Source organism: Kitasatospora sp. NPDC004745 (assembly GCF_042873275.1).
Lineage (GTDB): Bacteria > Actinomycetota > Actinomycetes > Streptomycetales > Streptomycetaceae > Kitasatospora.
The window spans coordinates 42,111-69,019 of sequence record NZ_JBIALK010000014.1 but is presented as its reverse complement, the minus strand read 5'-3'; the positions used below and the strand labels follow the sequence as shown (position 1 = coordinate 69,019).

Annotated in this window: 28 protein-coding genes; 17 read left to right on the top strand and 11 right to left on the bottom strand. The window is 74.7% G+C overall.

Annotated elements, in window-relative coordinates; translation table 11 throughout:
- Positions 1 to 85 precede the first annotated feature (85 nt).
- On the bottom strand, positions 86 to 517 hold the full coding sequence (locus tag ACFYUY_RS22605; protein ID WP_360216760.1) for an ATP-binding protein: 432 nt from the start codon (positions 515 to 517) through the stop codon (positions 86 to 88).
- Positions 518 to 778: 261 nt separating this feature from the next.
- Positions 779 to 1,453 carry an HAD family hydrolase gene (locus tag ACFYUY_RS22600; protein WP_387902913.1) on the bottom strand — a complete coding sequence of 225 codons (675 nt, stop codon included), beginning with the start codon at positions 1,451 to 1,453 and terminating at the stop codon, positions 779 to 781.
- A 159-nt stretch (positions 1,454 to 1,612) separates the two neighbouring features.
- On the opposite strand from ACFYUY_RS22600, the gene ACFYUY_RS22595 reads away from it, so the two are divergent.
- From ACFYUY_RS22595 to dmpI, 5 genes are all read left to right on the top strand, one after another.
- Positions 1,613 to 2,641: an SDR family oxidoreductase gene (locus ACFYUY_RS22595; protein ID WP_387902911.1), complete on the top strand. Its 1,029-nt coding sequence runs from the start codon at positions 1,613 to 1,615 to the stop codon at positions 2,639 to 2,641.
- On the top strand, positions 2,554 to 3,813 hold the full coding sequence (locus ACFYUY_RS22590) for a glutamate--cysteine ligase (protein WP_387902908.1): 1,260 nt from the start codon (positions 2,554 to 2,556) through the stop codon (positions 3,811 to 3,813). Before ACFYUY_RS22595 ends, ACFYUY_RS22590 begins: the two co-directional genes overlap by 88 nt.
- Positions 3,814 to 3,923: 110 nt before the next feature.
- The gene (locus ACFYUY_RS22585; protein ID WP_360216748.1) at positions 3,924 to 4,520 is read left to right on the top strand and encodes a GNAT family protein; all 597 of its coding nucleotides are present in this window, start codon (positions 3,924 to 3,926) and stop codon (positions 4,518 to 4,520) included.
- A gap of 125 nt (positions 4,521 to 4,645) precedes the next feature.
- Positions 4,646 to 5,539: a LysR substrate-binding domain-containing protein gene (locus ACFYUY_RS22580; RefSeq protein ID WP_387902906.1), complete on the top strand. Its 894-nt coding sequence runs from the start codon at positions 4,646 to 4,648 to the stop codon at positions 5,537 to 5,539.
- Between the two features lie 45 nt (positions 5,540 to 5,584).
- Positions 5,585 to 5,821 (top strand): 4-oxalocrotonate tautomerase DmpI, encoded by a 237-nt coding sequence (gene dmpI / locus ACFYUY_RS22575; protein ID WP_360216743.1) that lies wholly within the window; start codon positions 5,585 to 5,587, stop codon positions 5,819 to 5,821.
- 46 nt (positions 5,822 to 5,867) lie between these two features.
- Here the strand turns inward: dmpI and ACFYUY_RS22570 are convergent, their stop codons facing one another.
- On the bottom strand, positions 5,868 to 6,698 hold the full coding sequence (locus ACFYUY_RS22570; RefSeq protein WP_387902903.1) for a MerR family transcriptional regulator: 831 nt from the start codon (positions 6,696 to 6,698) through the stop codon (positions 5,868 to 5,870).
- A 289-nt stretch (positions 6,699 to 6,987) separates the two neighbouring features.
- Here ACFYUY_RS22570 and ACFYUY_RS22565 point away from each other — a divergent pair, with 289 nt between their 5' ends.
- From ACFYUY_RS22565 to ACFYUY_RS22550, 4 genes are all read left to right on the top strand, one after another.
- Positions 6,988 to 7,353 (top strand): hypothetical protein, encoded by a 366-nt coding sequence (locus ACFYUY_RS22565; protein ID WP_387902900.1) that lies wholly within the window; start codon positions 6,988 to 6,990, stop codon positions 7,351 to 7,353.
- A 156-nt stretch (positions 7,354 to 7,509) separates the two neighbouring features.
- The gene (locus ACFYUY_RS22560; protein ID WP_387902897.1) at positions 7,510 to 8,010 is read left to right on the top strand and encodes an ATP-binding protein; all 501 of its coding nucleotides are present in this window, start codon (positions 7,510 to 7,512) and stop codon (positions 8,008 to 8,010) included.
- 211 nt (positions 8,011 to 8,221) lie between these two features.
- The gene (gene sigK, locus ACFYUY_RS22555) at positions 8,222 to 8,806 is read left to right on the top strand and encodes an ECF RNA polymerase sigma factor SigK (RefSeq protein WP_387902894.1); all 585 of its coding nucleotides are present in this window, start codon (positions 8,222 to 8,224) and stop codon (positions 8,804 to 8,806) included.
- Positions 8,803 to 9,579 carry an anti-sigma factor domain-containing protein gene (locus tag ACFYUY_RS22550; RefSeq protein ID WP_387902891.1) on the top strand — a complete coding sequence of 259 codons (777 nt, stop codon included), beginning with the start codon at positions 8,803 to 8,805 and terminating at the stop codon, positions 9,577 to 9,579. Before sigK ends, ACFYUY_RS22550 begins: the two co-directional genes overlap by 4 nt.
- 56 nt (positions 9,580 to 9,635) lie before the next feature.
- On the opposite strand, the gene ACFYUY_RS22545 is transcribed toward ACFYUY_RS22550, so the two are convergent.
- Positions 9,636 to 10,565, bottom strand: coding sequence for a LysR family transcriptional regulator (locus tag ACFYUY_RS22545; RefSeq protein WP_387902888.1), 930 nt, complete (start codon positions 10,563 to 10,565; stop codon positions 9,636 to 9,638).
- A 112-nt stretch (positions 10,566 to 10,677) separates the two neighbouring features.
- Between ACFYUY_RS22545 and ACFYUY_RS22540 the strand changes: the two genes are divergently transcribed.
- On the top strand, positions 10,678 to 11,721 hold the full coding sequence (locus ACFYUY_RS22540) for a zinc-dependent alcohol dehydrogenase family protein (RefSeq protein WP_387902886.1): 1,044 nt from the start codon (positions 10,678 to 10,680) through the stop codon (positions 11,719 to 11,721).
- A gap of 116 nt (positions 11,722 to 11,837) precedes the next feature.
- Here the strand turns inward: ACFYUY_RS22540 and ACFYUY_RS22535 are convergent, their stop codons facing one another.
- Positions 11,838 to 12,560 carry a TetR/AcrR family transcriptional regulator gene (locus tag ACFYUY_RS22535; protein WP_387902883.1) on the bottom strand — a complete coding sequence of 241 codons (723 nt, stop codon included), beginning with the start codon at positions 12,558 to 12,560 and terminating at the stop codon, positions 11,838 to 11,840.
- Between the two features lie 152 nt (positions 12,561 to 12,712).
- On the opposite strand from ACFYUY_RS22535, the gene ACFYUY_RS22530 reads away from it, so the two are divergent.
- Positions 12,713 to 14,449 carry an amidase gene (locus ACFYUY_RS22530; RefSeq protein ID WP_387902881.1) on the top strand — a complete coding sequence of 579 codons (1,737 nt, stop codon included), beginning with the start codon at positions 12,713 to 12,715 and terminating at the stop codon, positions 14,447 to 14,449.
- A gap of 223 nt (positions 14,450 to 14,672) precedes the next feature.
- Here the strand turns inward: ACFYUY_RS22530 and ACFYUY_RS22525 are convergent, their stop codons facing one another.
- A complete protein-coding gene (locus ACFYUY_RS22525) occupies positions 14,673 to 15,158 on the bottom strand; it encodes a GNAT family N-acetyltransferase (RefSeq protein ID WP_387903127.1) in 486 nt (161 codons plus the stop codon).
- Between the two features lie 296 nt (positions 15,159 to 15,454).
- Between ACFYUY_RS22525 and ACFYUY_RS22520 the strand changes: the two genes are divergently transcribed.
- Entirely contained in the window at positions 15,455 to 16,957 is a 1,503-nt protein-coding gene (locus ACFYUY_RS22520; RefSeq protein ID WP_387902878.1) for an amidohydrolase family protein, read from the top strand.
- 82 nt (positions 16,958 to 17,039) lie between these two features.
- Here ACFYUY_RS22520 and ACFYUY_RS22515 read toward each other — a convergent pair whose 3' ends face one another.
- Positions 17,040 to 17,642 carry a TetR family transcriptional regulator gene (locus ACFYUY_RS22515; protein ID WP_387902875.1) on the bottom strand — a complete coding sequence of 201 codons (603 nt, stop codon included), beginning with the start codon at positions 17,640 to 17,642 and terminating at the stop codon, positions 17,040 to 17,042.
- 69 nt (positions 17,643 to 17,711) lie between these two features.
- Between ACFYUY_RS22515 and ACFYUY_RS22510 the strand changes: the two genes are divergently transcribed.
- Together ACFYUY_RS22510 and ACFYUY_RS22505 are read left to right on the top strand one after the other, a co-directional pair.
- Positions 17,712 to 18,446: an ABC transporter ATP-binding protein gene (locus ACFYUY_RS22510; RefSeq protein WP_360216716.1), complete on the top strand. Its 735-nt coding sequence runs from the start codon at positions 17,712 to 17,714 to the stop codon at positions 18,444 to 18,446.
- Positions 18,443 to 19,213, top strand: coding sequence for an ABC transporter permease (locus ACFYUY_RS22505; protein ID WP_387902873.1), 771 nt, complete (start codon positions 18,443 to 18,445; stop codon positions 19,211 to 19,213). The genes ACFYUY_RS22510 and ACFYUY_RS22505 overlap by 4 nt, the downstream gene beginning before the upstream one ends.
- A gap of 178 nt (positions 19,214 to 19,391) precedes the next feature.
- Here the strand turns inward: ACFYUY_RS22505 and ACFYUY_RS22500 are convergent, their stop codons facing one another.
- The gene (locus ACFYUY_RS22500) at positions 19,392 to 20,198 is read right to left on the bottom strand and encodes a ferritin-like domain-containing protein (protein ID WP_387902871.1); all 807 of its coding nucleotides are present in this window, start codon (positions 20,196 to 20,198) and stop codon (positions 19,392 to 19,394) included.
- The gene (locus tag ACFYUY_RS22495; protein WP_387902869.1) at positions 20,195 to 20,995 is read right to left on the bottom strand and encodes a ferritin-like domain-containing protein; all 801 of its coding nucleotides are present in this window, start codon (positions 20,993 to 20,995) and stop codon (positions 20,195 to 20,197) included. The genes ACFYUY_RS22500 and ACFYUY_RS22495 overlap by 4 nt, the downstream gene beginning before the upstream one ends.
- A 588-nt stretch (positions 20,996 to 21,583) precedes the next feature.
- Here ACFYUY_RS22495 and ACFYUY_RS22490 point away from each other — a divergent pair.
- Entirely contained in the window at positions 21,584 to 21,976 is a 393-nt protein-coding gene (locus ACFYUY_RS22490) for an NPCBM/NEW2 domain-containing protein (protein WP_387902866.1), read from the top strand.
- A gap of 136 nt (positions 21,977 to 22,112) precedes the next feature.
- Here ACFYUY_RS22490 and ACFYUY_RS22485 read toward each other — a convergent pair whose 3' ends face one another.
- Entirely contained in the window at positions 22,113 to 23,018 is a 906-nt protein-coding gene (locus ACFYUY_RS22485; RefSeq protein ID WP_360216701.1) for a MarR family transcriptional regulator, read from the bottom strand.
- A gap of 304 nt (positions 23,019 to 23,322) precedes the next feature.
- On the opposite strand from ACFYUY_RS22485, the gene ACFYUY_RS22480 reads away from it, so the two are divergent.
- Both ACFYUY_RS22480 and ACFYUY_RS22475 read left to right on the top strand, forming a co-directional pair.
- Complete coding sequence (locus ACFYUY_RS22480) at positions 23,323 to 24,807, top strand: MFS transporter (protein ID WP_387902862.1); 1,485 nt, start codon at positions 23,323 to 23,325, stop codon at positions 24,805 to 24,807.
- Between the two features lie 46 nt (positions 24,808 to 24,853).
- Positions 24,854 to 25,270 (top strand): hypothetical protein, encoded by a 417-nt coding sequence (locus ACFYUY_RS22475; RefSeq protein WP_387902859.1) that lies wholly within the window; start codon positions 24,854 to 24,856, stop codon positions 25,268 to 25,270.
- Positions 25,271 to 25,597: 327 nt separating this feature from the next.
- On the opposite strand, the gene ACFYUY_RS22470 is transcribed toward ACFYUY_RS22475, so the two are convergent.
- Complete coding sequence (locus ACFYUY_RS22470) at positions 25,598 to 26,908, bottom strand: LAETG motif-containing sortase-dependent surface protein (protein WP_387902857.1); 1,311 nt, start codon at positions 26,906 to 26,908, stop codon at positions 25,598 to 25,600.
- Position 26,909 lies beyond the last annotated feature (1 nt).

The window sequence follows — 26,909 nt, the reverse complement described above, 5'->3', positions numbered from 1 at the left end:
CGTGCGTGCCCTGTGGAGGACCGCGGCGGGTGTGCAGGCCCGGCCGGGCGACCGCGGGTGGCGGGTCGCCCGGTCGGGCAGGCCGTCACCCCTGCGGCGGGCCGCCCGGCAGCCGCAGGTCACACCAGACCGTCTTGCCCGGGCCCATCGGACGCCAGCCCCACTGCAGGGCGATGCTGAGCAGCAGGAAGAGTCCGAGGCCACCCTTCTCGTCCGGGCCGTGCGGCGGCCGGGGCGTCGGCGGGCGCGGACTCTCGTCGCTGACCTCGATCCGCAGCCGTCCGCCGGCCCGGATCAGCAGCAGCGCCCGCGGCCCGCGGGTGTGCCGCACGGCGTTGCCGACGAGTTCGGAGACCAGCAGGACGGCATCGGCCACCATCATCGGATCCCCGACGTCGGCCAGGAACGCGGCGGTGAACTCGCGCGCCTCGGCGACCGCGCCGGGCCGGGCCGTCAGCGGCAGCCTGCGCGCCGCGGGCTCGGCGAGCCCCGTCGGAGAGAGCCGCGTGCCGTTCATGCCGCCCCACCTCCCTCGCCGGTCGGGGTGCCCCCGCCCGCCGAGCGGGCGGGGGCCCGCGCGTGGTCGCCGCCGCCTCCGCGGCGGACCGGTCGTCCACGGCCCTCGAAGGCGCCGGAGGCGCGCGAGGTCGCTGTCGTCAGGAGTCCTGGCGGCATCCTGGGGATCTCCTTCCGTCCGCATTCGGTCGGCCCGCTCACTCCGCGCCTACCCGGGCAGCACCGTCGCTAACGCTGCGCGCCGCATCCGTCGCCCGGACCGTCAGGCCGGCGGGCGGGCCAGCGGGCTGCCGTCGAGGTCGGCGAGCAGCTCGGCCGGGCCCGAGTGGACCTCGACGGCGCCGGCCGCGCGCAGTTCCCTGGCCGAGAAGCCGCCGCTCTCCACGGCGATGCAGGGCACGCCGGCGCGGCCCGCCGCGGTGACGTCCCAGACGGTGTCGCCGACGAACACGGCGTGCCCGGGGTCGGCACCCGCGCGCTCGAGCGCCACCCGGACGACGTCGGGCGCCGGTTTCGTCGCGGCGACGTCGTCGGCGGTGGTGGCCGCCGCGATGACGTCGTCCGCGCCGAGGGCGCGGCGCAGCACCGCGAGCTCGCGGTCGGCCGCCGAGCTGGCCAGCACCACCAGCCAGCCCCGGGCCGCGCAGGCGCGGAGCAGCTCGGCGGCGCCGGGCAGCGGGGTGATCGCCGGCCAGAAGCGGCCGTACAGGGCGTCGTGGGCGGCGGTGATGGCCTCGTCGTCGTCGCGGTCCCGGTCGGTGCCGAGCAGGTGGTCGAGGAGCTGGTCCGCACCCATGCCGACGGCCCGGTGGGCCCGCGCGGCGGGGACGGTGCGGTCGTACTGGCGCAGGGCCTCCCACCAGGCGAGGGCGTGGAAGTACGTGGTGTCGAGCAGCGTGCCGTCCACGTCGAACAGCGCTGCCGCGGTGGGTGTCATGGGTGGTCCCTTCGCTCGCGGACACGGTGTTCCCCCCGCACACCGACGGCCCCCCGCAGGGCGGCTGACCGCTCCACGGCCCGGGAAACCCCGCGACGCGTTCCGGGCATCCGCCGCGTGCCGGTGTTTCGGCCGGGCCGGCGCGGCAAGACGCCTGCCATGAATACCCGCGCGCACCCGAAACCCCGCCAGGAGCCCCGCACCGTGGTCATCACCGGCGCCACCGCCGGCGTGGGCCGCGCCTGCGTCCGGGCCTTCGCCACCGACGGCGACCGTCTCGTGCTGATCGCCCGCGGCGAGGCCGGACTGCGCGCCGCCGCGGCCGAGGCCGAGGCCGCGGGCTCACCGGTACGCACCATCGAGGCCGACGTCGCCGACCCGGAGGCCTGCGAGGCCGCCGCGGCCCGTGCCGAGGCCGAGTTCGGGCAGATCGACGTCTGGGTCAACGACGCCTTCACCTCCGTCTTCGCCCCCTTCACCGAGATCACCGCCGAGGAGTTCCGCCGCGTCACCGACGTCACCTACCTCGGCTACGTCAACGCCACCCGGGCCGCGCTGCGCCGCATGCTGCCGCGCGACCACGGCACGATCGTGCAGGTCGGCTCGGCGATCGCCTACCGGGGCATCCCGCTGCAGACCGCCTACAGCGGCGCCAAGCACGCCATCCAGGGCTGGCACGAGGCACTGCGCTGCGAGCTGCTGGCGAGCGGATCCGGCGTGCGGGTCACCATGGTGCAGCTGCCCGCGGTCAACACCCCGCAGTTCGACTGGGTCCTCAACCGGCTGCCCCGCCGGGCCAGGCCCGTCCCGCCGGTGCACCAGCCCGAGGTAGCCGCCCACGGCGTCCGCTACGCCGCCGACCACCCGGGGCGCCGCGAGTACTGGGTGGGCGCCAGTACCGCCGCCACCCTGATCGCCAACGCGATCGCGCCCGGCCTGCTCGACCGCTACCTCGCCCGTACCGGGATCGGCTCCCAGCAGGACGACCGGCCGCGCCGCTCCGGGGAGCGGGCCAACCTCTGGGCGCCGGCCGACTCCACCGACGACCACGGCGCGCACGGCCGCTTCGACGACGAGGCGCGCGAGCGCAGCGCCCAGCTGTGGGCCTCCCAGCACCACGGCCTGCTCGCCGCCGGCGCGGTGCTGTTGATCGGCGCGGCCGCCGGCGCCCTCGCCCGGGGGCGGTGACGCGATGCCCGCGACGGACCGGCAGGTGCCCGCGACGGACCGGCAGAGGCCCGCGACCGACCGGCGACCCGCCGTACCGACCTTCGGGGTTCGAGGAGGAGTTCCTGCTGGTCGACCGCCGCACCCGGCTTCCGGCCGAACGCGCCCCCGAGGTGATCGCCGAGGCGGCGACGGTGCTGGGCGACCAGGTCCAGGCGGAGTTCTTCCCCGTGCAGGTCGAGGTGTGCACCCGCCCCGCCGGGCGGCTCGACGACCTGCGCGCCGGCCTCGTCCGGCTGCGCGCCGTCGTCGCCGCGGCCGCGGACGGCGCCGACTGCCTGCTGGTGGCCTCCGGCACCCCCGTCCTGTCCGCACCCGGGCCCGACCGCATCACCGACAGCGACCGCTACCGGACCATCGCGGCCCACTACGCCGGCGTGCTCGACGGCTACGACGGCGCGCTCTGCGGCTGCCACGTGCACATCGGCGTGGCCGGCCGGGGGCAGGCCCTGGCCCTCGGCAACCACCTGCGGCCCTGGCTCCCGGTCCTCCAGTCACTCACCGTCAACTCCCCGTTCACGGCGGGCCGGGACAGCGGCTTCGCCAGCTGGCGCACCGTCCAGTGGGCCCGCTGGCCGACCGTCGGCCCCGCCCCCGTCCTGGACGAGGAGCAGTACGAGGCGCTGGCGGACGCCCTGGTGGCGTGCGGCGTCCTGCTCGACCGCCGGATGATCTACTGGTACGCCCGGCCCTCCGAGCACGTCCCCACGCTGGAGGTGCGGATCGCCGACGTCAACGCCGACCTGACGACCGTCCTGCTGCTCGCCGCCCTGCTGCGCGGCCTCGCGGCCGTCCTGCTCCGCGAGGTCGAGGACGGGCGTCCGGCGCCCGCCTTCCCGGCCGGGCTCCTCGGCGCCGCCCACTGGCAGGCCGCCCGCACCGGGCTGGCCGGCGACGGCGTCGACCCGGGCACCCGGCGGCGCACCCCGATGACCGTCCTCGTCCAGCGGCTCCTGGAACGCGCCGCCCCCGGCCTGGACGCGGCCGGCGACCTGGCCTTCGTGGAGGACGCCCTCGGCGGCCTGCGCCGGCTCGGCACCGGCGCCGCCCGCCAGCGGCGCGCCCTCCACCACCACCGCCGGCTGACGGCCGTCGTCGACGAACTCGCCGACCTCACCGCCGCCGTGCCCTGAGCAGGACCCGCCGGCGCGGTTCGTCCGCCCCTCGAAATCCGTCGCCGCCCGCACGGGACCACCGGTAGCGTGCGCCCGGCACGACCACGAGACCCCCGGGGGACGACACGATGCTCGACGCCACACCGCTCGCCGGCACCCACGTGCGGCTGGAGCCGCTCGACCACCGCCACCACGACGGCCTGTGCGCGGCGATCCGCGACGGCGAGCTGTGGAACCTCGCGGTGACGCTGGTGCCGCACCCGGACGACGTCCGGTCGTTCATCGAGGACGCGCACACCGCCCGGGTGGCCGGGACCCAGCTCGCGTACGCCACCGTCGACGCGCGGACCGGGCGGGTCGCCGGATCGACCCGGTTCCTGGCGGTCAACCTGCCCTACCGCCGACTGGAGATCGGTTTCACCTTCCTCGGCAGGTCCTGGCAGCGCACGGCCGTCAACACCGAGGCGAAGCTCCTGATGCTCACCCACGCCTTCGAGACGCTGGGCATGAACCGGGTGGAGTTCCTGACCGACCTGCGCAACGCGACGTCCCGGGCCGCCATCGCCCGGCTGGGCGCGACCCAGGAGGGCGTCCTGCGCCAGCACATGGTGATGCGCGACGGCCACGTCCGCGACTCGGTGCTGTTCAGCGTCGTCCGCCCGGACTGGCCGGCGGTCAGGGAGGCGCTCACCGAACGCCTCGCCCGCGCCACCCCCGACCGCTGAAACCCGACCACTGAAACCCTGACCGCTGACCCCCGCCCGCACGGCCCCGGGCCACCGACCCGCCGTCCCGGGGCCGTGCGCCGGCCTGCGACCATGTCCCCTTCCGCACCGAGCAGGGGGACCGCATGGAGCTACGGCAGCTGCGCTGCTTCGTCGCCGTGGCCGAGGAGCTGCACTTCGGCCGGGCCGCCGAGCGGCTGCTGCTCGGCCAGCCCGCCGTGAGCCAACAGGTCCGGCGGCTGGAACGGGAGTTGAAGGTCGAGCTGTTCGACCGTTCACCCCGGTACGTGCGGCTCACCCCGGCCGGCGAGCGCTTCCTGCCCGCGGCGCGGGACGTCCTCGCCGCGGAGGGCGCCGCCCGCGCGCTCGCCGCCGACCTGGCCGCGCCCGCCGTGCTGCGGCTCGGCACCGTCACCGGGCTCGGCGAGCGGCTCGACCGGATCCTGGACGCCTACCAGCTCCGTGCCCCCCGGGTGCGCGTCGAACTCCACGCCGCCCCGGTCCGCGACCGGTTGGCAAGACTGGCGGACGGCCGGCTCGACGCCGCCTTCGTCCGCGGCGCCGTCCCCGACGACAGCCCGGACCTGCGCTTCCTGCCCGGCTGGCAGGACGAACTGGTGATCGCGCTGCCCGCCCGGCACCCCCTCGCCGGGCAACCCGAGGTCGATCTCGCCGAACTCGCCGACCTGCCGCTGCGGATGACCGAACGCCGCAACCACCCGGCGCTGGTGGACCTGGTGACGGAGGCCTGTGCGCGGGCCGGCTTCCGCCCGGTGCCCGGCCCCGCCCACACCACCTTTCAGGACACCCTGGCCGCCATCGGCACGGGTGCCCCGATGTGGACGGTGGTGTACGCGGCCAACGCCCGGATGACCAACGCCCGCCGGGTCGTCTTCCGCCCCTGCCGCACCCCGCTGTCCCTGCCCACCTCGGTCGCCGTCCGGCGTTCCGCCCCGCTCCCCCGGCTGCTCCTGGAGGCCTGCCGAACGCTCCCGGGCTACGACGATCACGATTCGTGATCGCTGCCGGAGCGATTCGGGTCTGGGTGCGGGCGGCGGAATCGGATGGACTGTCTCCCGGCCGGAGAGACCGGCCGGGAGTCCGGTGAGGAGCCGAGGATGCCGATCGTCACCATTCAGCAGGGCCCGCGCGACGTGGAGCAGAAGCGCGAGCTGGTCGAGAAGATCACCGAGGCCTTCGTGGAGGCGCTGGAGGTCCCCGCGGAGAGCGTGTTCGTGTGGATCCAGGAGTACCCGGCGCAGAACTGGGGCGTGGCCGGCAAGCTCACCGCCGACCGGTAGCCGGGCGGCCCGGTCGGAGCGCCCGCCCACCGGCCGGAGCGCCCGCCTACCCGTCGGAGCGCGGGTGGAAGGGCACGGCGACGTCCGCCACGTGCTCGCCCGGCTCGGCGGTGCCCCAGTTCGGGTAGTACACCTCCCGGTCGGCGGCGCTGCGGACGTGCCGGTGCTCGGCGAGCCAGGCGCCGACGGCGTCGTGGGCGGCGGCCATCGCCCGGTAGCCGTCCTGCCGCTTCGTCAGGGCGGTGTACGCCTCGCGGTGCGCGGGCTCGATCCGCACCCCGATCGGTCCGGACGGTTCGACCGTGTTCCGCGTGGGGGCGCAGACCTCGACCAGGCCGTCGGAGTCCTCGCTCACCAGGCCGTGGTAGACGGCGAAGACGGGGCCGGACAGGCACGCCCCGGTCTCCCGCAGCCGCGTGAAGAGCCGCTCGCTCGCCTCGGCGAGGAAGCCGGGCAGGTCGGCGGCGGTGACGTGGCGCCGGGTGAACAGCACCTTCTGTTCGGGCACGTCGCGCTCGGCGATCTCGTACATGGTCGGGTTCCCTCCGGTCAGTACCGCCCGGGCGTAGCCCACCGCCTCCCGGCGGGCCGTGTGCACGGACTCCTGCTCCCGCCAGTAGGCGTCGAGCAGCCGCGCCGCCTCCTCGCCGTCCGCGTCGAGCACCGCCGCGATCCGTGCCAGCGGCATGTCGGCGGCGCGCAGCAGGGCGATGCGGCGGGCCCGTTCGACCTGGGCGGGGCCGTAGTGGCGGAACCCGGTCCGCGGGTCGACCCGGGCGGGCGGCAGGAGTCCGCGGTCCCCGTACAGCCGTAGGGCCTTGGGGCTGAGCCTGGTCCTGGCCGCGAGCTCCCCGATGGTGATCAAGTCCTCTTGCACGCCGTCACTGTGCCGTCTGCCCCTGGGGAAGGGGCAAGCCCCACCGCTCCGGCCGCGGTCCGGACCGGAGACGGAACCCGGCAATCCGGCGCGGCGGGTGGCGGCGAATCAAGGGCAGGAAGGCGACGGATTCTCCGCCCACCGGCGTGAATCCCCGGAGCCGCCCCCTGCAGGACGGAGCCCCGAGCCCGATTCCGCACGGAGGGAGCGGTCTCCGCGCTCGTCCGCCGGGTGCGCCCGGCCGCCTTCCCGTCCCTGACGGCACGTCTGTGAGAGGAGGTGTACAGCCATGCGCACGAACCGGATGAGGAACTCGCTGGCGGCTGCCGCCGTCGCGGTGACACTGGCCGGCGGTACGGCCCTGACCACCGCCGCGTCGGCCTCGGCGGCGCCCGTCACGGCCGCTTCCCAGTCCCAGCAGCAGGGCCGGTACACCTGGCACCCCGGCTGGTGGGAGAACAAGCTCGTCTCCGGGAGCTGGGAGAAGGTCTGGCACGCCGGCTGGTGGCAGACCCAGTGGCACCCCGGCTGGTGGGACGGCCACCACCACTGGCACCACGGCTACTGGTACAAGATGTGGCACCCGGGCTGGTGGGAGAACCGCTGGCAGAGCGCCCACTGGGAGAAGGTCTGGTACGCCGGTTACTGGACGTGACCCTGCCCGGGCCCCGTCCACGCACCGGTGCGCGGCTCCCACCCGTGGGGCCGCGCACCGGCGAGGCCGGCAGCCGCCGCACGGCTGCCGGCAGGTCCGAGGACACCCGCGCCGCCGTTGCCGACGGCGCACCGCCGTGGAAATGCCGTGAGAGCCATGACCACCACCGCACCCCTCCGACGGCCGGACCGCACCGACCGCCCGGCCGACCAGCTGCCGCCCGACCCGTCGTCCGCCGCGCTCCGGTTCGACCGGGACGTCCGCCGGATCCCCGAACTGCGGTCTTTCGCGCGGACGTTCGTCCTGCGCACCCGCCCGGGGCGGGCCGCTCACCTCGCGGACGTGCTGCTGGTGGTCACCGAGCTGGCCACCAACGTCGTCCGCCACACCGAGGGCCCCGGTCTGCTGACCCTGACCGCACGGGCGGACGGCACCGAGGTCACGGTCGGCGACGGCAGCCGCCGACTGCCCGTCATCCGCCTGAGCAGCCCGGGCGGCCTCTCGGGGCGCGGCCTCGTCCTCGTCGCCGCGGTCTGCGAACGCCTCGACGTCACGCTCGACCCGGGCGCGGGCAAGACCCTGCGCGCCACGCTGACCGACCGGCCACCGGTGGCCCGGGCCACCTCACGGCCGGAGGGGCGCACGCGGACCTGGTAGGCCGCAGAACCGCCGGCACCGCCGCGGCGGGCCCGAGGGCGCGGCGAGGAAGAGGACCAATCGGCCACCCCGGCGGCCTCGAATGCCAGGTAGGAGCAGCCCCCCGCCACCGCTCCGCCCGCCCTCCCCTGGAGATCCCCATGCCCGTCACACCCGGCCGCACCGCACCTCCGCCAGGACACCGCTCCGGACGGACGGCACGGGCCCGGCCATGAACACGATCGCCCACCTGTCCCCCGCCCCCGAGCCCGATCCCGACCTGAAGCCGCTGGTCGCCCGCGTCGCCAAGGGCGACCGGGACGCCTACACGCAGCTGTACGACGCGCTGGCGGTCCGCGCCTACAACCTGGTGCGCCGGGTGCTGCGCGACGAGGCGCAGTCCCAGGAGGTGACCCAGGAGGTGATGCTCGACGTGTGGCGCAGCGCCGCCCGCTACGAGCCGGACCGCGGTGACGTGGTGCCGTGGGTGATGACGATCGCGCACCGGCGGGCCGTGGACCGGGTCCGCTACTGCCGCGCCGCGGCCGAGCGCGACCGCAAGGTCGCCGCCACCACCGGGGAGACCCCCTTCGACGTCGTCGCCGAGGAGGTCGAGACGGCCCTCGAGCACCAGCAGGTCCGCCGCTGTCTGCGCCAACTCACGCTGCTGCAGCGTCAGTCCGTGCTGCTGGCCTACTACCGGGGGCTCACCTACAGCGAGGTCGCCGCCCACCTCGACACACCGCTCGGCACCGTCAAGACCCGCCTGCGGGACGGCCTGATCAGGCTCCGCGACTGCCTGGGAGCCGGCTCATGACCATCACACACGACGCCGACGTCCACCTGCTCACCGGCGCCTACGCCGCCCACGCCCTGGACGCCGCCGAGAGCGAGGCGTTCGAGCGGCACCTCGCCGACTGCGAGGCCTGCGCACTGGAGGTCGACGGCTTCGCCGCCACCCTGGCCCGGCTCGGCGCCGCCCAGGCCGTCCTGCCCCCTCCCGCGCTGAGACCCCGGGTCCTGGGCCGGCTGGAGCAGACCCGCCAGCTGCCGCCCCGCACCCGGTCCACCCAGCTCCCCGCGCCGCGGCGCGGGCCGGGCCGCACCCGCTGGCCCCGGTTCGCGCTCGCCGCGTCGACGCTGCTCGCCACCTCCCTGGGCGTCCTCGCCTACCAGCAGCACGACCGGGCCGACACCGCGCGCAGCCAGGCCGCCGAACTCCGCGAGCAGCAGACCGTCTTCGGGGAGCTCCTCACCGCCCCGGACGCCCGCGTCACCACCACCGCCTCGGGAACACCCGGGACCGGCACCGGCACCGTGGTCTGGTCCCCCAGCCACAACCAGGCCGGGTTCCTCGCCGCCGGGATGCCCCAGCCCGCTCCCGGGCGGGTCTACGAACTGTGGCTGAACCACGACGGGACCATGAGCCCGGCCGGCCTGCTGCCCGGCGGCGACGGCTCGCTCGTCCTCACCGCCCCGCTCGACCGCGCCCGCGCCGTCGCCGTCACCGACGAACCCGCGGGCGGATCGCCGCACCCGACCACCGCGCCGATCATGGTGCTGCCCCTGGGCGCCTCGCGCAGCGCGTGAGGGCGCGGCCGGCACACCCGGGCGCGCCGGACACCCCGGCGCGGCGCACCGAGCGTCTAGGCGGCCGGCGGCCACCCGACCGGCTCCGGCCGGAGGGCGCGCAGGGCGGCGAGGGTGGCGGCGATCGCGGGCTCGTGCCCCGTGCCGGGGCGGACGGCGGCCTCGATCGTGCGGGCGAGGGCCGTGTCTGTCACCCGGAGCGCGGTGAGTGCGGGCGGGAGGTGCGAGGCGGCCAGGAGGGGGATCAGGGCGGCGTGGCCCGCGCTCCCGGCGAGGGCGATCATGGCCGTGAAGTCGGTGCAGACGTGCCGCACCCGGGGGGTGAAGCCGGCCGACCGGCAGGCCTGGAGCACCGCGTCCCCGCAGGCGGTCTGCGCCGGGGCGGTGATCCATGTCGTGTCGGCGAGCTCCCGCAGGTCGAGGGGGGCTCGGTCCGGCCGGACGGCCGGATGGTGGCGGGGCAGGACGGCGACCAGGGGGTCGGTGAGCAGCGTCCGGGATTCCACGCCCTCGGGCGGGGGCGTGGCCAGGTTGTCGTACCGGTAGACCAGGGCGACGTCGGCGCGGCGCTGCAGCAGCAGTCGCACGGCGGCCTCGGGTTCGGCCTCGGTGATGTGGAGCCGGACGTCCGGGTGGGTGTCCTCCAGGGCCGTGGCCAGCGGCGCGGCCACCGGCGCGAGGGCGCTGGGGAAGCAGGCGAGGTGCAGGGGGCCCGCGGGTGAACCGGCGGCCGTGTGCAGGCGGCTGCGGGCGCGTTCGAGGGCGGCGAGCACGTGCTCGGTGTCGCCGTTCAGGCGGCGGCCCGCGGCGGTGAGGTGGACGGAGCGGCCGGTGCGCTCCAGCAGGCGGGTGCGGGTCTCCTCCTCCAGCAGCCGCAGCTGCTGGGAGACGGCGGAGGGGGTGACGCCGTGGAGATCGGCCACGGCGGTCACCGTGCCGTGCACCTCCAGGTCGCGGAGCAGGACGAGGCGACGAACATCGAGCATCAGTCCATCTTAACGAACGACTGTAGGAGATGTAGCTGGACGCCGTGCACCCTGTCCGGCGACCCTGGCTGCTGCCGGTTCCACCCCCATCAAACAGTGCCAGGAGTGCCTCGTGCGTGCCACCGTCATCCACGGCCCCAACGACATCCGGATCGAGCAGGTGCCGGACGCGGTCGTGCAACGGCCGACCGACGCCGTGGTGCGGGTCGTCAGCGCCTGCATCTGCGGCAGCGACCTGTGGGCCTACCGGGGCGTGGCGTCCCGGGTCCCCGGCCAGCGGATCGGCCACGAGTTCCTCGGCATCGTCGAGGAGGTCGGCGCCGAGGTGACCGGCTTCGCGCGCGGCGACTTCGTGGTCGCCCCCTTCGTCTGGTCCGACGGCACCTGCGACCACTGCCGCGAGGGGCTGCACACCTCCTGCCCGCAGGGCGGCTTCTGGGGCGAGGTCGGCTCCGACGGCGGCCAGGGCGAAGCAGTCCGCGTCCCGTTCGCCGACGGCACCCTGGTCGGGCTGCCGAAGGAGGCGGCCGGCGAGGAGAAGCTGCTGCCCGCCCTCCTCGCCCTCTCCGACGTGATGAGCACCGGCCACCACGCCGCCGTCACCGCCGGCGTCCGGCCGGGCAGCACCGTCGCGGTGGTCGGCGACGGCGCGGTCGGCCTCTGCGGGGTGCTCGCCGCGCAGCGCCTCGGCGCCGGCCGGATCATCGCACTGGGCCGCCACGAGGCGCGCACGGCGATCGCCCGCACCTTCGGCGCGACCGACGTGGTGGCCGAGCGCGGCGCGGACGCGGTCGAGGCGGTCAAGACGCTCACCGGCGGTCAGGGCGCACACGCCGTGCTGGAGGCCGTCGGCACCGAGGAGTCGATGCGCACGGCGATCTCCATCGCGCGGGACGGCGGCGCGGTCGGCTACGTCGGCGTGCCACACGGCGGCCCCGCCGGCGTCGACATCGCCCAGATGTTCGACCGGAACGTCTCGCTGCGCGGCGGCGTGGCCCCCGCCCGCGCCTACATCCCGGAGCTGCTGCCCGACGTGCTGTCCGGCGCGATCGATCCCGGCCTGGTCTTCGACCGCACCGTCGGCCTCGACGGCGTGCCGGAGGGCTACCGCGCGATGGACGAGCGCACCGCGCTGAAGGTGCGCATCGCCTTCTGACACGGCGTCCGTCCCGGACGACGCCCGAGGCCGCTCGCCCTCCCGCGGAGGGCGAGCGGCCTCACGCCTTCCCGGGCAGCCTCACTCCCGGGCGACCTCACGCCCGGCTGCGCACCTCACGCCTTCCCGGGCGGCCGCAGCTCGCGTTCGAGGGCGGACAGGGCGAAGGTGTGCGCGGAGTCCTGCTGCCAGCGCGGGCGCCCGAACATCACGTCGCCGGAGAGCCCGTTGAGCATGGCCACCGTCCTGATGACGAACTCGGACGGGTCCACGTCGGCGAACTGCCCGAGGGCCCGCCCCTCCAGGACGATGGCCTCCAGCTGCTCCTCCCAGGCCTCGGACAGCGCGGTGAGGAGCTGCCGGCCGGCGTCGTCGTGGCGCTGCGCCAGGACCTGCGTCCACAGGGCGTAGCGCTCGTCGCCCTGGTGACGGGGTAGGTAGTAGCGGACGAACAGCGCCAGCTTCTCGGCGGGGGACGCGGCCCGCTCCGCGGCCTGCTGGAACTGCGCCACGAGGTCCGCCTCGCTCCAGGCCAGGACCTCCAGCAGCAGACGATCCTTCTTGCCGAAGTGGTACAGGATGTGGCCGGTGCTCATCCCGGCCCGCGCGGCGATGTCCGTCATCCGCACGGCCGCGGGGCCCTTCTCGGCGATGGCGCTGATGGCGGCCCGCATCGCCCGTCCCCGCGCCTCGTCACCGCTGGGCTGCCGCTTCCGGTCGACCGAGGCCAGCGCGGGCTGGGGCGCGGCGCCCGGCTCCGTGCCCGTGGCGGGCCTGGTCGCGCCCTCCGACGGGACGGGTCGCTGCGGCGGTGCGGGCTCGGTCTCTGGCGTCGACATGGCCTCACCTCGGTGCTGGGGATCTAGATTCTTAGTCTAGACTGAAAATCTAGCCAGTGCGACCGGACGCGCGACGGCCCCGCATGCGCGGCCGGCCGGAGCGACGTCCCCCGGTCCGCCCGTACGACCCGAACCCTCCAGGAGGCACCCGAATGACGCGCCGATTCGACGTTGTGGAGACCTGTATCGCCGCTCTGCGCGCGGCGCTGGAGAAGGGCGAGACCACCGCGGTCGAGCTCCTCGACGCCTACCTCGCCAGGATCGACGCGTACGACCGGCCCGGCACCCCCACCGCCCTCAACGCGATGGTCGTGATGAACCCCGAGGCCCGCGCCGAGGCCGAGGCCTCCGACGCCCGCCGCGCGCGCGGCGAGACGCTCGGCCCGCTGGACGGCATCCCGTACACCGCCAAGGACAGCTACCTCGCGAAGGGCCTGACGGCCGCGGCCGGTTCGCCCGCCTTCGAGCACCTCGTCGCTCAGCGCGACGCCTTCGCCATCGAGCGGCTGCGCGCCGGCGGAGCCGTCCTGATCGGCCTGACCAACATGCCCCCGATGGCGAACGGCGGCATGCAGCGCGGCGTGTACGGCCGCGCGGAGAGCCCGTACAGCGCCGACTGGCTCACCAGCGCCTACGGCTCCGGCTCGTCCAACGGCTCGGGCACCGCGACCGCGGCGTCCTTCGGCGCCTTCGGCCTCGGCGAGGAGACCTGGTCCTCGGGCCGCGCGCCCGCCTCGTACAACGCGCTGTGCGCCTACACTCCCAGCCGCGGCGTGATCTCGGTGCGCGGCAACTGGCCGCTGGTGCCGACCATGGACGTCGTCGTCCCGCACACCCGCACCATGGCCGACCTGTTCGAGCTGCTCGACGTCATCGTGGCCGACGACCAGGACACCCGCGGCGACCTGTGGCGCGCCCAGCCGTGGGTGCAGCTGCCCGCCCCGTCGCAGGTCCGCCCCGCCTCGTACCCGGCGCTCGCCCCCTCGGACGCGCAGGCGGCCCGCGACGCGCTCGCCGGCAAGCGCGTCGGCGTCCCCCGGATGTACATCAACGCCGACCATGAGGCCGGCACCAACCCCGAGGGCGGCATCGGCGGCCAGACCGGCCAGCGCATCGACACCCGCCCCTCGGTGATCGACCGGTGGGAGGCCGCGCGCCGCGACCTGGAGGCGGCCGGCGCCGAGGTCGTCGAGGTCGACTTCCCCGTCGTGTCGAACTACGAGTCCGACCGCCCCGGTGCCCCCTCGCTCGCCACCCGCGGCCTGGTCGGCGCCGACTTCCTCAAGGTCGAGATCGAGGACCTCTCCGCCTGGGCGTGGGACGACTTCCTGCGGGCCAACGGCGACCCGGCGCTCGCCACCCTGACCGAGGTCGACGGCGACCGGATCTGGCCCAAGCAGCAGGGCGAACTCCCGGACCGCTACGACGGCTTCGACGACACCATCGTCGAGTACCCGCGCTTCGTGCGCGAGCGCCCGTACGCCTCGTTCACCGACATGCCGCACCTCGAGGAGGGGCTGCGGGGCCTCGAGGAGACCCGCCGGGTCGACCTGGAGCTGTGGATGGACGACCTGCGCCTGGACGCCGTGGTGTTCCCCGCGGTCGCCGACGTGGGCCCCGCCGACATGGACGTGTCCGAGGCCTCCGCCGACCTCGGCTGGCGCAACGGCGTCTGGGTCGCCAACGGCAACCTGGTGCCCCGTCACCTCGGCATCCCGACCGTGACCGTGCCCATGGGCACCATGCCGGACACCGGCATGCCCGTCGGGCTCACCTTCGCCGGGCGCGCCTACGACGACAACGCCCTGCTCACCCTCGCCGCGGCCTTCGAGGCGACGGGCGACCGCCGGACGGAGCCGACCCGCACCCCGCGGCTGGCCGCCGAGTAGGGCACAGTGACCTGTCGGCCCGGGAAGGCCGGCAGACGCCCCCGTTCCGGGGTCACCGCGGCGGCGGTGACCCCGGAACGGGGATCCGCGGAGTGGCGCGCGAACGCGCCCGAATCCGCAGCGAGAAAGGCATCCGCTGGGGTGGACACCCATTCGATGCTGCGGCCTGACCAGCATGCCGGACGCCGCGATCACAGCCGGCGTTCTGCCGCGAACCTTCTCATCAAGCGGGTAGAACCTGGCGGGCAGGGACCTCGAATATCAGTTCGAGACCGTCCTCCTCATCCCATTGCTCTCCGACCTCAACGAAACCGAAGCCTGCGATCGTGGCCAAGGAGGCCATGTTGTCGGGGCTGATCGTCGCCCGTACGGTCGTGACCGCTGGTTCGGCCGCTGCCCGGCGAAGCAACTCGACCAGCGTGGATCGGGCGTATCCCTGGCGGCGGAACTCCGGAGCAACGGAGTAGCCGATCTCGACCATGCCGACCTCGTCGGGCGGTCCGTGGAACCCGGCATGCCCAACGACGAGACCCTTGTCGCCGACGACTGCTTGGCGCACCATCCACCGCGCATGGCTGGGATCGTCGGCCATCTGACCAAGCCGGAACTGCCACAGCCACCGGGCCCCGTCGGTCAGAAAGTACTCTGTCAGCGAGACCCCGGCCGTCCTACTGGCTGCTGACAGGTCTCCGTCGAGCAAGGCGGACATCGCCCCGCCGGACAGCTCGACAAAACGGACGCGTTTCGGGCTCCGGGTGAACGGTCTCTTGTGATCGGCTTCGTCTGTCACCTGCAGATGCTCGCCGACCACCCCGAAGAGCGCCATCGATTTTCGAAGTGGCCCGCGACATCGGCCCCACCCCGGTGAACGTTCCCGGCCATAGCACTAGCCAGGGGAACCACTGATCCGCGTGCGGCCGGGCCGAAGCCCTGATCCACGGTGTGGCGCACCCAGGAACGGCGCAGCCTGGAGGCCCTCCCCGGAGGCTGCCAGGTTGAGTCGTCATGAGCAGCGATCAGTTCCCCCCGCACGCCGACCCGTACGCCGGCCCGTCGGTCGGCGCCGACGGCGCGCGTGCCGTCCACCGCCCCACCGACACCGCCCGCCGCCCCCTCCTGGAGCGGCTCCGCCGGACCGCCGCCGACCCGCGGCGCCGCATCCTCTTCACCGGCGCCACCGTCCTCACCATGGACCCGGCGCTGGGCACCCTCGACGTCGGCGACCTGCTGGTGTCGGGCAGCACCATCAGCGCCGTCGGCACCGACCTCCGGGCCCGCGGGGCCGCGACGGACGCGATCGTGGTCGACGCCACCGGGACGATCCTCGCGCCCGGCTTCGTGGACACCCACCGCCACGCCTGGCAGGCCCAGTTGCGCCGGACCATGCCCGACGTGAACGACCTCGCCGGGTACGTCTCCACCACGCTCGCCGAGTTCGCCCCGGTCTACCGGCCCCACGACATGTACGTCGGCACCAGGCTGGCCGCGCTGGCCGCCGTCGACGCGGGCATCACCACGATGCTGGACTTCTCGCACAACTCGCGCAGCGCCGCCCACTCCGACGCCGCCGTCCGGGCCCTGGTCGACAGCGGCATCCGGGGCGTGCACGCCGCGATGGGCCCGCACTTCGGCGCCTGGGACGGGCAGTGGCCCGCCGATCTGGCCCGCCTGCACACGCAGTACACCGGCAGCCGGACGACCGTCCGCCTCGCCGCCCTCGCCACCGACCGGATCGCGGGCCCCGGCCTGGCCTACGGGCCGGAACTCGCCCGCCGGGCGGCCGACCTGGGCATCGGCGTGAGCGTGGACGCGGTCTTCGGGCCCGAGTCCTCGGAGGCGATCCTCCGCTGGGAACGCCAGGGGCTGCTCGGGGAACACCTGACGCTGATCCACGCCACCGGGCTGAGCCCCGACGCGTGGCGCGCCATCGGGGCCAGCGGCACCACGGTGTCCCTCGCGCCCACCTCGGACGCCCAGATCGGGCTGGAGAACGCCGTACCCGCCGTCGACGAGGCGCTGGCGGTCGGGGTGCGGCCGGGCCTGAGCATCGACGTCGAAGTCGCCCTGGCCGGCGACATGTTCACCCAGATGCGCGCCCTGCACACCGTCCAGCGCATGCGCGCCGTCAACGGCACCTACGGCACCGACCGCGAGCCGCACCGCATCGACACCCACGACGTCCTGGACTTCGCCACCCGGCAGGGCGCCCGGACCTGCGGCCTGGCCGACGTCACCGGCACGCTCACGCCCGGCAAGCAGGCGGACCTGCTGATGATCACCACCGACGAGATCAACAACCTCCCGCTGAACGACGCCACCGGCACCGTCGTCCTGGGCTGCGACGCCCGGAACATCGACACCGTCCTCGTCGGCGGGCAGGTCCGCAAGTGGGCGGGCCGCGTCCTCGACGTCGACCTGCCGCTGCTGCGCGCCGAGGCCGCCGTCTCGCGCGACCGCATCCTCCGCGCGGCCGGGAGCACGGCGACGCGCCACCCCCGCACCGGTTGACGGGACCGGGACCGCCGCGACCGCCGCGACCGCGGCGGTCGCGGTGGGCGCGGTGGGCGCGGCTGGTTCCGGCCGAGGCCCCTCAGGGCACGGCCAGGTATCCCTGGACGGTCCTGGCCAGGAGCGGGGCGACTTGGTCCACGGGCGCGGAGGCGAGCGGTTCCACCTGGATCACATAGCGCGCCATCGCCAGTCCGACGATCTGCGACAGCACCAGCTCCACCCTCAACTCCGGATTCTCCAGGTCGAGTTCACCGGCCAGTCGACCCACCAGCTCGGTGACCATGAAGCCCCGCACCAGCGCCGCGACCTCCTCGCTGGCGGCCGCCGTGCGCAGCAGTGCCAGCAGCCGGTCCCGCACGGCCGGCTGTTCCCAGAGCCCCAGGACGAAGGCGGCCACCCGCTCGCCGACGCGGTCCCGCTCCCCCGCGAGCACCTGCTCCACGACGACCCGCGGGTCCACCGGGAAGTCCAGCGCCGCCAGGAACAGGCGGTCCTTGGTGCCGAAGTAGTGGTGCAGCAGCGCCGCGTCCACCCCGGCCGCCCGGGCGATCGCCCGCATGCTCGCCTTCTGGTACCCACGCGCCCCGAACTCCGCCCGCGCGGCCGCCAGCACCGCGCCCCGGGTGTCCTCGCCGCCCGGGCGCCGGCCGACCCGCTTCCGCTCTTTCCCCTCGCCACTCACCGGGCCATTGTCCCCGGAGCGGGCGCGCGGCACTTGACCGGCACCCTCCCCCGGCGCAAAACTCATCACATGATGAATTCCTCGGCGGGGCCGGACGCCCCCGCCATCCGGATCACCGGCCTGACCGTCGAACGAGGCGGCCGGACCGTCCTCCACTCCCTCGACCTCGACCTCGCCCGCGGCACCATCACCGGCCTGCTCGGCCCGAGCGGCTGCGGCAAGACGACCCTGCTGCGCTCCGTCGTCGGCGTGCAGCGCACCGCCGCCGGCCGGGTCGAGGTGCTCGGCCTGGAGGCCGGGAGCCCCGCCCTGCGCCACCGCGTCGGGTACGTCACCCAGGCCCCCTCCGTCTACGGCGACCTCACCGTCGCCGAGAACCTCGCCTACTTCGCCGCCGTCCTCGGCGCACCTGCCACCGACCCCGCCCGGGTGATCGCCCTGGTCGGCCTGACCGGCCACGAGCAGCACGTCACCGACCGCCTCTCCGGTGGGCAGCGCGCCCGCGTCTCGCTCGCCGCCGCCCTCCTCGGCGCCCCCGAGCTGCTGATCCTCGACGAACCCACCGTCGGCCTCGACCCGGTGCTCCGCGCGGACCTCTGGCAGCTCTTCCGCCGCCTCGCCGACGCCGGCACCACCATGCTGGTGTCCAGCCACGTCATGGACGAGGCCACCCGCTGCGACCGCCTGCTCCTGATGCGCGAGGGCCGTCTGCTCGCCCACGACACCCCGGACGAACTGCTCCGCGCCACCGGCGCACCCGACATCGACAGCGCGTTCCTGGAGCTCGTGGAGGCCGCCCGATGAGCACCCGACAGCCCCTGCCCCCGGCGGCACCCGCCCTGCGGCGCACCCTCGCCACCGCCCGCCGCGTCCTCACCCAGCTGCGCCACGACCCGCGCACCGTCGCGCTGCTCCTGGTCGTCCCCTGCCTGCTGCTCGTCCTGCTCAAGTACATGTTCGACGCCCAGCCGGCCACCTTCGACCGGATCGGCCCCGCCCTGCTCGGCGTCTTCCCGCTGCTCGTGATGTTCCTGGTCACCTCCGTCGCCATGCTCCGCGAGCGGACCACGGGCACCCTGGAACGGCTGCTCACCATGCCGCTGGGCAGGCTCGACCTCCTGCTCGGGTACGCCGTGGCCTTCGGCCTCGTCGCCCTGCTCCAGGCGACGCTCGCCACCGCGCTCGCCCTCGGCCCGCTCGGCCTGCACATCGCCGGCCCCACCTGGCTGGTCTTCGCCGTCGCCGTCGCCGACGGCCTGCTCGGCATGGCGCTGGGCCTGCTGGTGTCGGCGTTCGCCTCGACGGAGTTCCAGGCCGTCCAGTTCCTGCCCGCGGTCCTCCTCCCCCAGCTGCTCCTGTGCGGGCTCTTCGTCCCGCGCGACGGCATGGCCACCGCCCTGCGCTGGATCTCCGACGTCCTGCCGCTCTCCTACGCCGTCGACGCGATGACCCGCCTCACCACCACCGCCACCGCCGACCCCGCCGTCGCCCGCGACCTCGCCGTCGTCACCGGCTCCGCCCTCCTCGCCCTCGCCCTCGGCGCCGCCACCCTCCGCCGCCGCACCCCCTAGCACAGCGCGGGCCCACCCGGCGCCGAAGGCTCGGGGCGGGTGGGCCGAGGTCCGTCGTCGCGGGCGAACCAGCCGGCGGAGGCGTCGAGTTCACCCACTGGAAGGGGCGCGCGCCCGGGGTGGCCGGGGGGTGTCGGTTCCGGTGGGTCCGGGCGCGCGCCTGCTCGGGGGAGGTGGGTCAGACGGTGAGGAGGGTGGGGCTGGCGGCCTTGTCGGTGGGCAGGAAGTCGTCGGGGACGGGGTACTGGCCGAGGACGTAGTTGAGGATCGCCGCGTGCATGGCCTCGACGGGGGCGATGCTGGCCGCGGTGGCGATGCCAGCGGGGCTGGTGACGTTGTAGGTCGCGAAGAGGTAGGTCTGGGCGGCCTGGTTCTCCAGCTGGAGGGCCAGCTCGGCGACGTCGCCGACGGAGGCGGCCTTGCCGAGCGCGGCGAGGGTGTCGGGCTGGTTGGACAGCGGGACGCCGGTGATGGCGGGCAGTCCGGCACCGGTGAGGACGGCGTTCCAGGCCTTCGCGTGGTCGGCGTGCTGGGACTGCGCGGTGGTGATGAAGTTCGCCACCGCCGGGGGGACGGTCCCGAGCTTGCCGGCCTTGGCCGCGTCCAGCGCCGCCTGGTAGGCGACGACGGCCTGGTTCTCCAGCGCGGTGGCCAGCGCCACCACCTTCAGGTCCCCCGTGTACTGCCCGGACGCCGAGGGCGAGCTGGGCGTCGGGGAGGCGGGGCTGGTGGGTGCCGGGCTGGTGACGCTCTTACTGCTGGAGCAGGCCGCCAGGACAAGGGCGGCGGCGGCCCCGCCCGCGCCGACGAGGAAGCGGCGCCGCCCCGCGTCGGCCTGCCCCGCGGCGCGGAGCTCCTCCGTCAGGTCGGCACCGGTCGCGTGCATCAGCGGGAGGGTTGCGCGGTGGGCGTCGTCCATGTCCCGCGTCAGGCGGGCGAGTTCGGCCTCGCCGATGGCGGGCTGCCAGGTGCGGTCGGCGGTCACTGGACGGCCCCTTCGGTGATCGGGGAGGCGTTGTCGGTCTTGTAGAACGCGTCGGGGAAGCCGACGCTCCCGGCGGCGGCGGGCAGCTTCGCCGGGTCGACGGGGATGGTGATCAGGTCGGCGGCGTTGCCCGCCAGCAGCGCCTGGACGGCCAGCAGCACGGCCCGGTGCTGGGCCTCGACCGGGGCGACGGAGGCGAAGAGCTTGCGCAGGTCGGCGTTGCTCACCTGGCCGACGTTCTTGGTGTACGTCTGGGCGGCGACGTCCTCCAGCGTGATGGCGAGCTTCACCACGTCGGCCGGGGTCTTGATGGTGGGCAGCGCCTGGTCGACGACGGCCTTGTACTTCGGGTCGGGGTTGTTCTGGGCCTGGCCGCCGGCGGCGGTCGCGGCGGCGTTGAAGGCCTTGGCGTGGGCCTGGTGCTGCTCGGTGGTCTTGGCGATGAACGCCGCGACCGTCTTGTTGCCGTCCTTGATGAACGGCAGTCCGGCGGCGGTCTGGTAGACGCTCACGGCCAGGTTCTCGATCGACGCGGCGGTCTGCAGCGCCATGATGTCGTCCGCCGACGCCGTCGCGGACGGGGAGGCCGCCACCGCCCGCGCCACGCTGGCCAGCCCCGCGGCCCCGACCAGGCCGGCGAGCGCGCTCCCGCGCTGCCACCACCGGCGTGCGGGCTGCGCGCCCTGTTCGAAGTCGGTCAGCGACCCGCAGGTGATCCGCATCGCGTCGCTGTTCAAGTCCTGTGACTGCTCGGTGAGTTCTTCCAGCAGCCGGGTGTCGATGTGCTCGCTGGCCATCAGGTCCCGTCTCGGCTCGTCCGCCCGGCCGGTTGCCGGGCACTTCCGTCCGACCTTCGGCGCCCTCCCCTCACCGGCTTGGTCACCGGACCCGAACGGCCCGTCATTTCACCCGTACGGGTTAGATCGGATGGGGGCTTGACGGCCCGGCTCCCCCCAAGCCCCGCGACCCGCAGGCGCCAGGAGGAGGCCGACGGCACCCTTTCCCCGCCCCACGGGCCGTGTCATCATCTCTTCGACTCAACCGGGGGGCCGATGAGCAGCATTCCGTCAGGCGACGCTCACGAGAGCGGCAGGGTTCCACCGGCTCCCCCGCATCCGCCTCGGCCCCCGGCGGCCTCCGGCGGGCGGTGGAGCGAGTTCGCCGCCGTCGTCACGGCGCTGACGGGCGTGGCCGGGCTGGCCATCGGGTTCCTCGGCCTGCCGGCGGTGGTGCACTCCCCCACCGCATCCAGCGCGGTGGCCACCGAGACCGTGCCGGGCCCGACGGTCACGGTCACGCGGACGGTGACGGCCCCCGCGCTGCCGGACACTCCGTCCGGCACCGGGCCTGCGCCGCAACGACCATCCGCGACGGACCAGTCCCTCATGGTCCTCCCCCCGATCAACTGCTACTGCGACCTCTCCCGGGCGAAGGTCGCGATAGCGGGGAAGACCTACCAGAACTCGCTGGTCACCGGGGACGTGTACTGCAAGTCCGGTGGGGGGATCGAGTTCAACCTCAGCAAGGAGTGGTCGAAGCTCACCACCACGGTCGGAATCGAGGACAGCTCGAAGGGCCGGAGCGGAAGCGTCACCGTCTACGGCGACGACCACGAACTCAGCCGCCAGAATCTCACGTTGGGCGACAGCGTGCCGATCTCCGTGGACGTGACGGGCGTGCTCAGACTCCGCATCGCCTACACGTCCGACGGCTACTGCGGGCAGGCCCTCATCGCCGTGGGCGATCCGGTCCTGACCCGCGCCGGCTCGGCCCCTTAGCACCGTCCGGGCACGACTCGACGGGTCCGACCCGGCCGCTGTGAGCAGCCGCGGCAGCCTCCCGGCCCGGAGCCCCACGGTGTCGTGAAGCTCCGGGAGTGCGGAGGTCGACGGTGTCGCCCGCCCCTCGCCGGTGTCAGACGCCGTCGTCGAGGGCGGCGGCGATCTTGGCGGCCATGGCCGCCATGGCGGGGCTCCGGCCGTCGCGGGTCTGCAGCGCGGCCTCGACGGCGATCCGCATGACGGCACGGAAGTTCTCGGCCTCCGCGGGGTCGACGTCCCGGAGCAGCGCGACGGAGGCCGCGAGGGCGGGGAAGACCTGGTCGGCCAGGTCTGCGGTGGACTTCCCGCCGAGCTTCATGCCCTTGGGCTTCTCGGCGAGGACGCGGCCGACCAGCCCGGTGGCGGCGGACAGCGCCTTGCCGCCGGCGATGCCCGCCCGGGCGGAGGAGAACGCCCCGGGGTCGGCGGCGGCCATCAGGGCGACCACGCCGTGGGCCGCCGTCTGCAGCGTCAGCTTCTCGCCGCGGCCGAGGGCCGTCTCGGCCACGGGTGCGGCCCGCCCCGGGCTCGCGGCGGTCATCCGGGTGGTCGCCTCGCGCTGGAGGGCGGCGGCCGAGCCGAGGAAGTCCACGATGGCGGCCAGTTCGGTGTCGTCGTAGCGCGCGCACAGCCCGTCGAGGGCGACCGTCCAGTCCGCGAAGTGGGGGGCCAGGGCCTCGGTCGGGCCCTCGGCGGCCTCGATGAGGACGCTCCGGCCGTCGGAGGGGTTCGGCACCCGGCGGGCGAAGCCCTTGCGCTGGAGCCGGTCGACGAGTCCGGTGACGGAGGCGGGGGCCAGCCCGGACTGTTCGCCGAGCTGGCGCGCGGTCAACGGGCCGAGGCGCTGGAGCAGGTCGATGGCCTTCTCCTCGGTGGCGCTCAGCCCGTGCAGCTGCGCGAGGGCGGTGTGGAACATCACCGCGGCGGTGCTGAGTTCCCGGCCGGCCGTGTGCAGCCGGGCCATCAGCTCGCCGCGCGAGGGCCGGTCGGTGGAGGTCATGATCCCAGACTAGCAAACTGTTTCGGCGCGCCGAAGCAGTTGCTATGCTTCTTTCGTCCGAACGAAATACTTCGTGACGCCGGCCCCGGCATGCCCGCCGCCGGACCCTCCACCTCCACACGCCCGGACGCCCGCCTTCACACCGAGGCCCGTCCGCCCGCGCCGGTACCCACGCCGGTCCGGCGCCACCCGGACCGGCCACCGCCCGACCGCCGCCCAGCCGCGTCCAGTCACCGTTCACCGCAGGGATCGAGGAAGAACCGTGTCCGAACACCGCACCCCCCTACCCACTGACGCCCCGCCCGTGACCACCCCCGCGTCCACCCCGCCCGGCCACCGCCGCCGCGCCCTGGCGATGCTCGTCCTGATCGTCGCCTCCTTCATGGACCTGCTGGACGCCACCATCGTCAACGTCGGCCTGCCCGCCATCCAGGAGGACGTCCACGCGACGCCCGGCCACCTCGAATGGGTCGTCGGCGGCTACACCCTCGCCTTCGCCGTGGTCCTGATCACCGGCGGGCGCCTGGGCGACATCCTGGGCCGCAGGAGGGTGTTCGTCACCGGCGTGGCCGGCTTCACCGCCTCCTCGCTGGCGGCCGGCCTCGCCACCAGCGGCGACACCCTCGTCGCGGCCCGCGTCGTCCAGGGCGCCTTCGCAGCGCTCATGGTCCCCCAGGTCCTGGCCTCGGTGCAGGCCCTCTTCAAGCCCCGGGAACGCGCCGCCGTCCTCGGCATCATCGGCGCCGTCTCCGGCATGGCCGCCGTCGCCGGCCCCCTCCTCGGCGGCTGGCTCGTCTCCGCCGACGCCTTCGGCATCGGGTGGCGCGGCATCTTCGCGATCAACGTCCCGATCGGCCTCGCCCTGCTGGTGGCCGCACTCCTCTGGGTGCCCGACACCCGCTCCGCGCACCCGCTGCGGCTGGACGTCCCCGGGCTGCTGCTGGCCTCCTCGGGCCTCTTCCTGCTGGTCTTCCCGCTGGTCGAGGGCCGCGAGGCCGGCTGGCCCGGCTGGATCACGGCCATGCTCGCCGCCGCCCCGCCGGTGCTCGCCGTGTTCGTGGCCAACCAGCGGCGCCGCATGCGCCGCGACGGCTCGCCGCTCGCCCCGATGCACCTGTTCGCCGACCGCGGCTTCACCGCCGGCAGCATCGTCCAGCTGTGCTTCTCCGGCGCCATGGCCGGCTTCTTCCTGGTCCTCGCCCTGTACCTGCAGCTCGGCCTGCACTTCTCCGCCATCGCCTCCGGGCTGACGCTGCTGCCCTTCACGGCGGGCGCCTTCCTCGGCTCCGGCGCCTCCGTGCCGCTGGCCCGGACGGTGGGCAAGCCGCTGGTGGTCGTCGGCGCGCTGATGCAGGCCGGTGGAATCCTCTGGGCACGCCAGGTGATCGACTCCCACGGCGCGGGCCTGTCGGGCTGGGACCTGCTGGGGCCGCTCGCGCTGGCCGGCCTGGGCCTCGGCTTCCTCGTCGTCCCGCTCGTGGACCTCGCGCTCGCCACCGTCGCCGTGCCCGACGCGGGCGCCGCCTCCGGCGTCTACAGCACCTTCCAGCAGTTCGGCGCCGCCCTCGGGGTCGCCGTCACCGGTGTGGTGTTCTTCGGCCGGGCCCACGACGGCTTCGACCCCACCGCCCTACGGACCGCCCTGCTCGCGGGCGCCCTGGTCTGCACCGCCGGCTACCTGCTGGCCGCCCTCGCCGGCCTGTTCCTGCCCGCGAGCCGACTGGCCCACCACGACGCCCCCGACGACGGGGACGAGGCAGTGGCCGACACCCTGACCGCCGCTCACTGACCCCTCGCCCACAGCACGCAACAGCACCCACAGAAGGCAGACCACCATGGACAAGACCCCCGGCATCCTGACCGCCGACGACGAACTCACCCTGCAGACCGCCGCCCACGGCGTCGTCTGCCTGATGGCCGCCTCCGACCCGGGCGCGATCTCCTCCACCAGGGCCGGCATGGCGGCGGGCAAGGCCATCACCTCCGCGACCGGCCTGGTCGGACGCGTCCTGGCCGCGAAGCCCAAGGGCCTGAAGTTCGACGGCAGGTCGACCGCCGACATCGCCGACCAGGTCTTCGACGCCGTCCGCCGCTCCCTCGCCCTGTTGGACGCCAAGGCCCCCGACGAGACCGACAACTTCCGCGCCGTCCTCACCACCGCGATCGACGCCGCCCGGCAGGCCCGCCCCCGCCCCAACCCGGCCCAGGCCGCCATGGCCGCCAAGATCACCGCCCTCCTCGACGCCTCCTGAGGGCGCCACCCACGGGATCCGCACGCCGCCCGCCCCACCGGCCCGGGCGCGCGGATCCCGGCGTCTCCGACGGCACCGGAGCCCCACCGGCGTAAGGGAGTTCGGCCAGGAGGTCGTGAGCCGCCACCGGTCCTGCGCACGGCCCACCAGGGCGGTGTCGTCCGTCCGCCAGGTCAACCGCCGGGACGGACGTTCCGTCAGGAGGTCGGCTTCGACGGGCCGGAGAGTCGACCGCGCACGACAGGGCCCCGCCGGGGACAGCTGCCCGGCGGGGCCCGTCGTCACGCTCGCCCTCGGCCCGCTACGCGGACCGCGGCGCGGCACCGGTCAGGCGCGGCGCCGGCTGAGTCGTACGGCGGCCGCACCGGCCGCGAGGAACGCGGCGGAGAGGCCGAGCAGGACGGGGGTCCTCGACGAGGTGCCGGTCTCGGCCAGCTCGCCGTGGTGGTGCCCGGCGTGCTCCTCGTGCCCCGAGCCGTGATGGCCGGGCGTCGACTCGTGGCCGCCGCCGTGGGGCTGCTTGTGGGGCGGGCGGCCCGAACCCTCCTCCTGCGCGACGAGCTTGATCTTGTTCAGGTTGAGCGCGTTCTGCTGGTTGGAGAGGTTGTTGTTCTGCTTGGCGGACTGGTGGTTGAGCGCCGTGTTCTGGGCGCTGTTCTGCGCGGAGTTGTTCGAGTTGCTGGTGGCGCTGTTGTTCGCGCTGTTGTTCGCGCTGTTGTTGGCACTGTTGTTGAGGTAGTTGGCCACGAAGTTCTGCACGATGACGTTCACGTCGACGTGCTGGTCCTGGCCCTGGTTCTGGCTGGAGTTCTGGCCCTGGTCCTGGCCTTGACCCTGGTTCTGGTTCTGGCCCTGCCCCTGGTTCTGGTTCTGCTGGCCACTCTGGCCCTGGCCCTGCTCCTGACCACCGTGGTCGCCGTGGTCACCATGCTCGCCGTGGTCGCCATGGTCCCCGTGGTCCCCGTGCTCGCCATGGTCCCCGTGGTCCCCGTGCTCGCCATGGTCCCCGTGGTCCCCGTGCTCGCCGTGGTCCCCGTGGTCGCCATGGTCACCGTGGTCCCCGTGGTCGCCATGGTCCCCGTGGTCACCGTGGTCGCCATGGTCCCCGTGGTCACCGTGCTCGCCGTGGTCACCGTGGTCCCCGTGTCCGGGCGGGACGTCCGGGAGGCAGTGGCACTCACCGGGGCCGGGGCCGCCGATGTGCCCGTGGCCCTCGTGGCCGGGGCCGGCGCAGTTCTCGCCCTCACCCGCCCCCTTCTCCGAGGAGAGCGTGGACGGCGCCTGCTCAGCGGTCCGCTCCCCCTCCTCGGCCTGCTGGCCGGACCCGGCGGCCCCGTCCGCCTGCATCCGCTCGGTCTCCGTCCCGTCGGCGGTCGCCGCCTCCGCCTCGTCGCCCCCGTCGGCCGTGCGGACGACCGGCTCCGCCCTGAGGTCGCTGCGGCCGGTGAAGCCCCAGGCGCCGCCCGCCGACGTGCCGCCCTCCTCGGCCATGCGCAGCAGGCTGGCGACCCATTCGCCCTGGGCCGCCGCCGGGCCCTGGTCGGCGACGGGCGAGGCGTAGGCGACGCCGCCCGTGCCCCACACGAGGGCGGCCGAGGTCAGCCCGGACAGGACCATGGCGGTGATTCGAGTACGCATA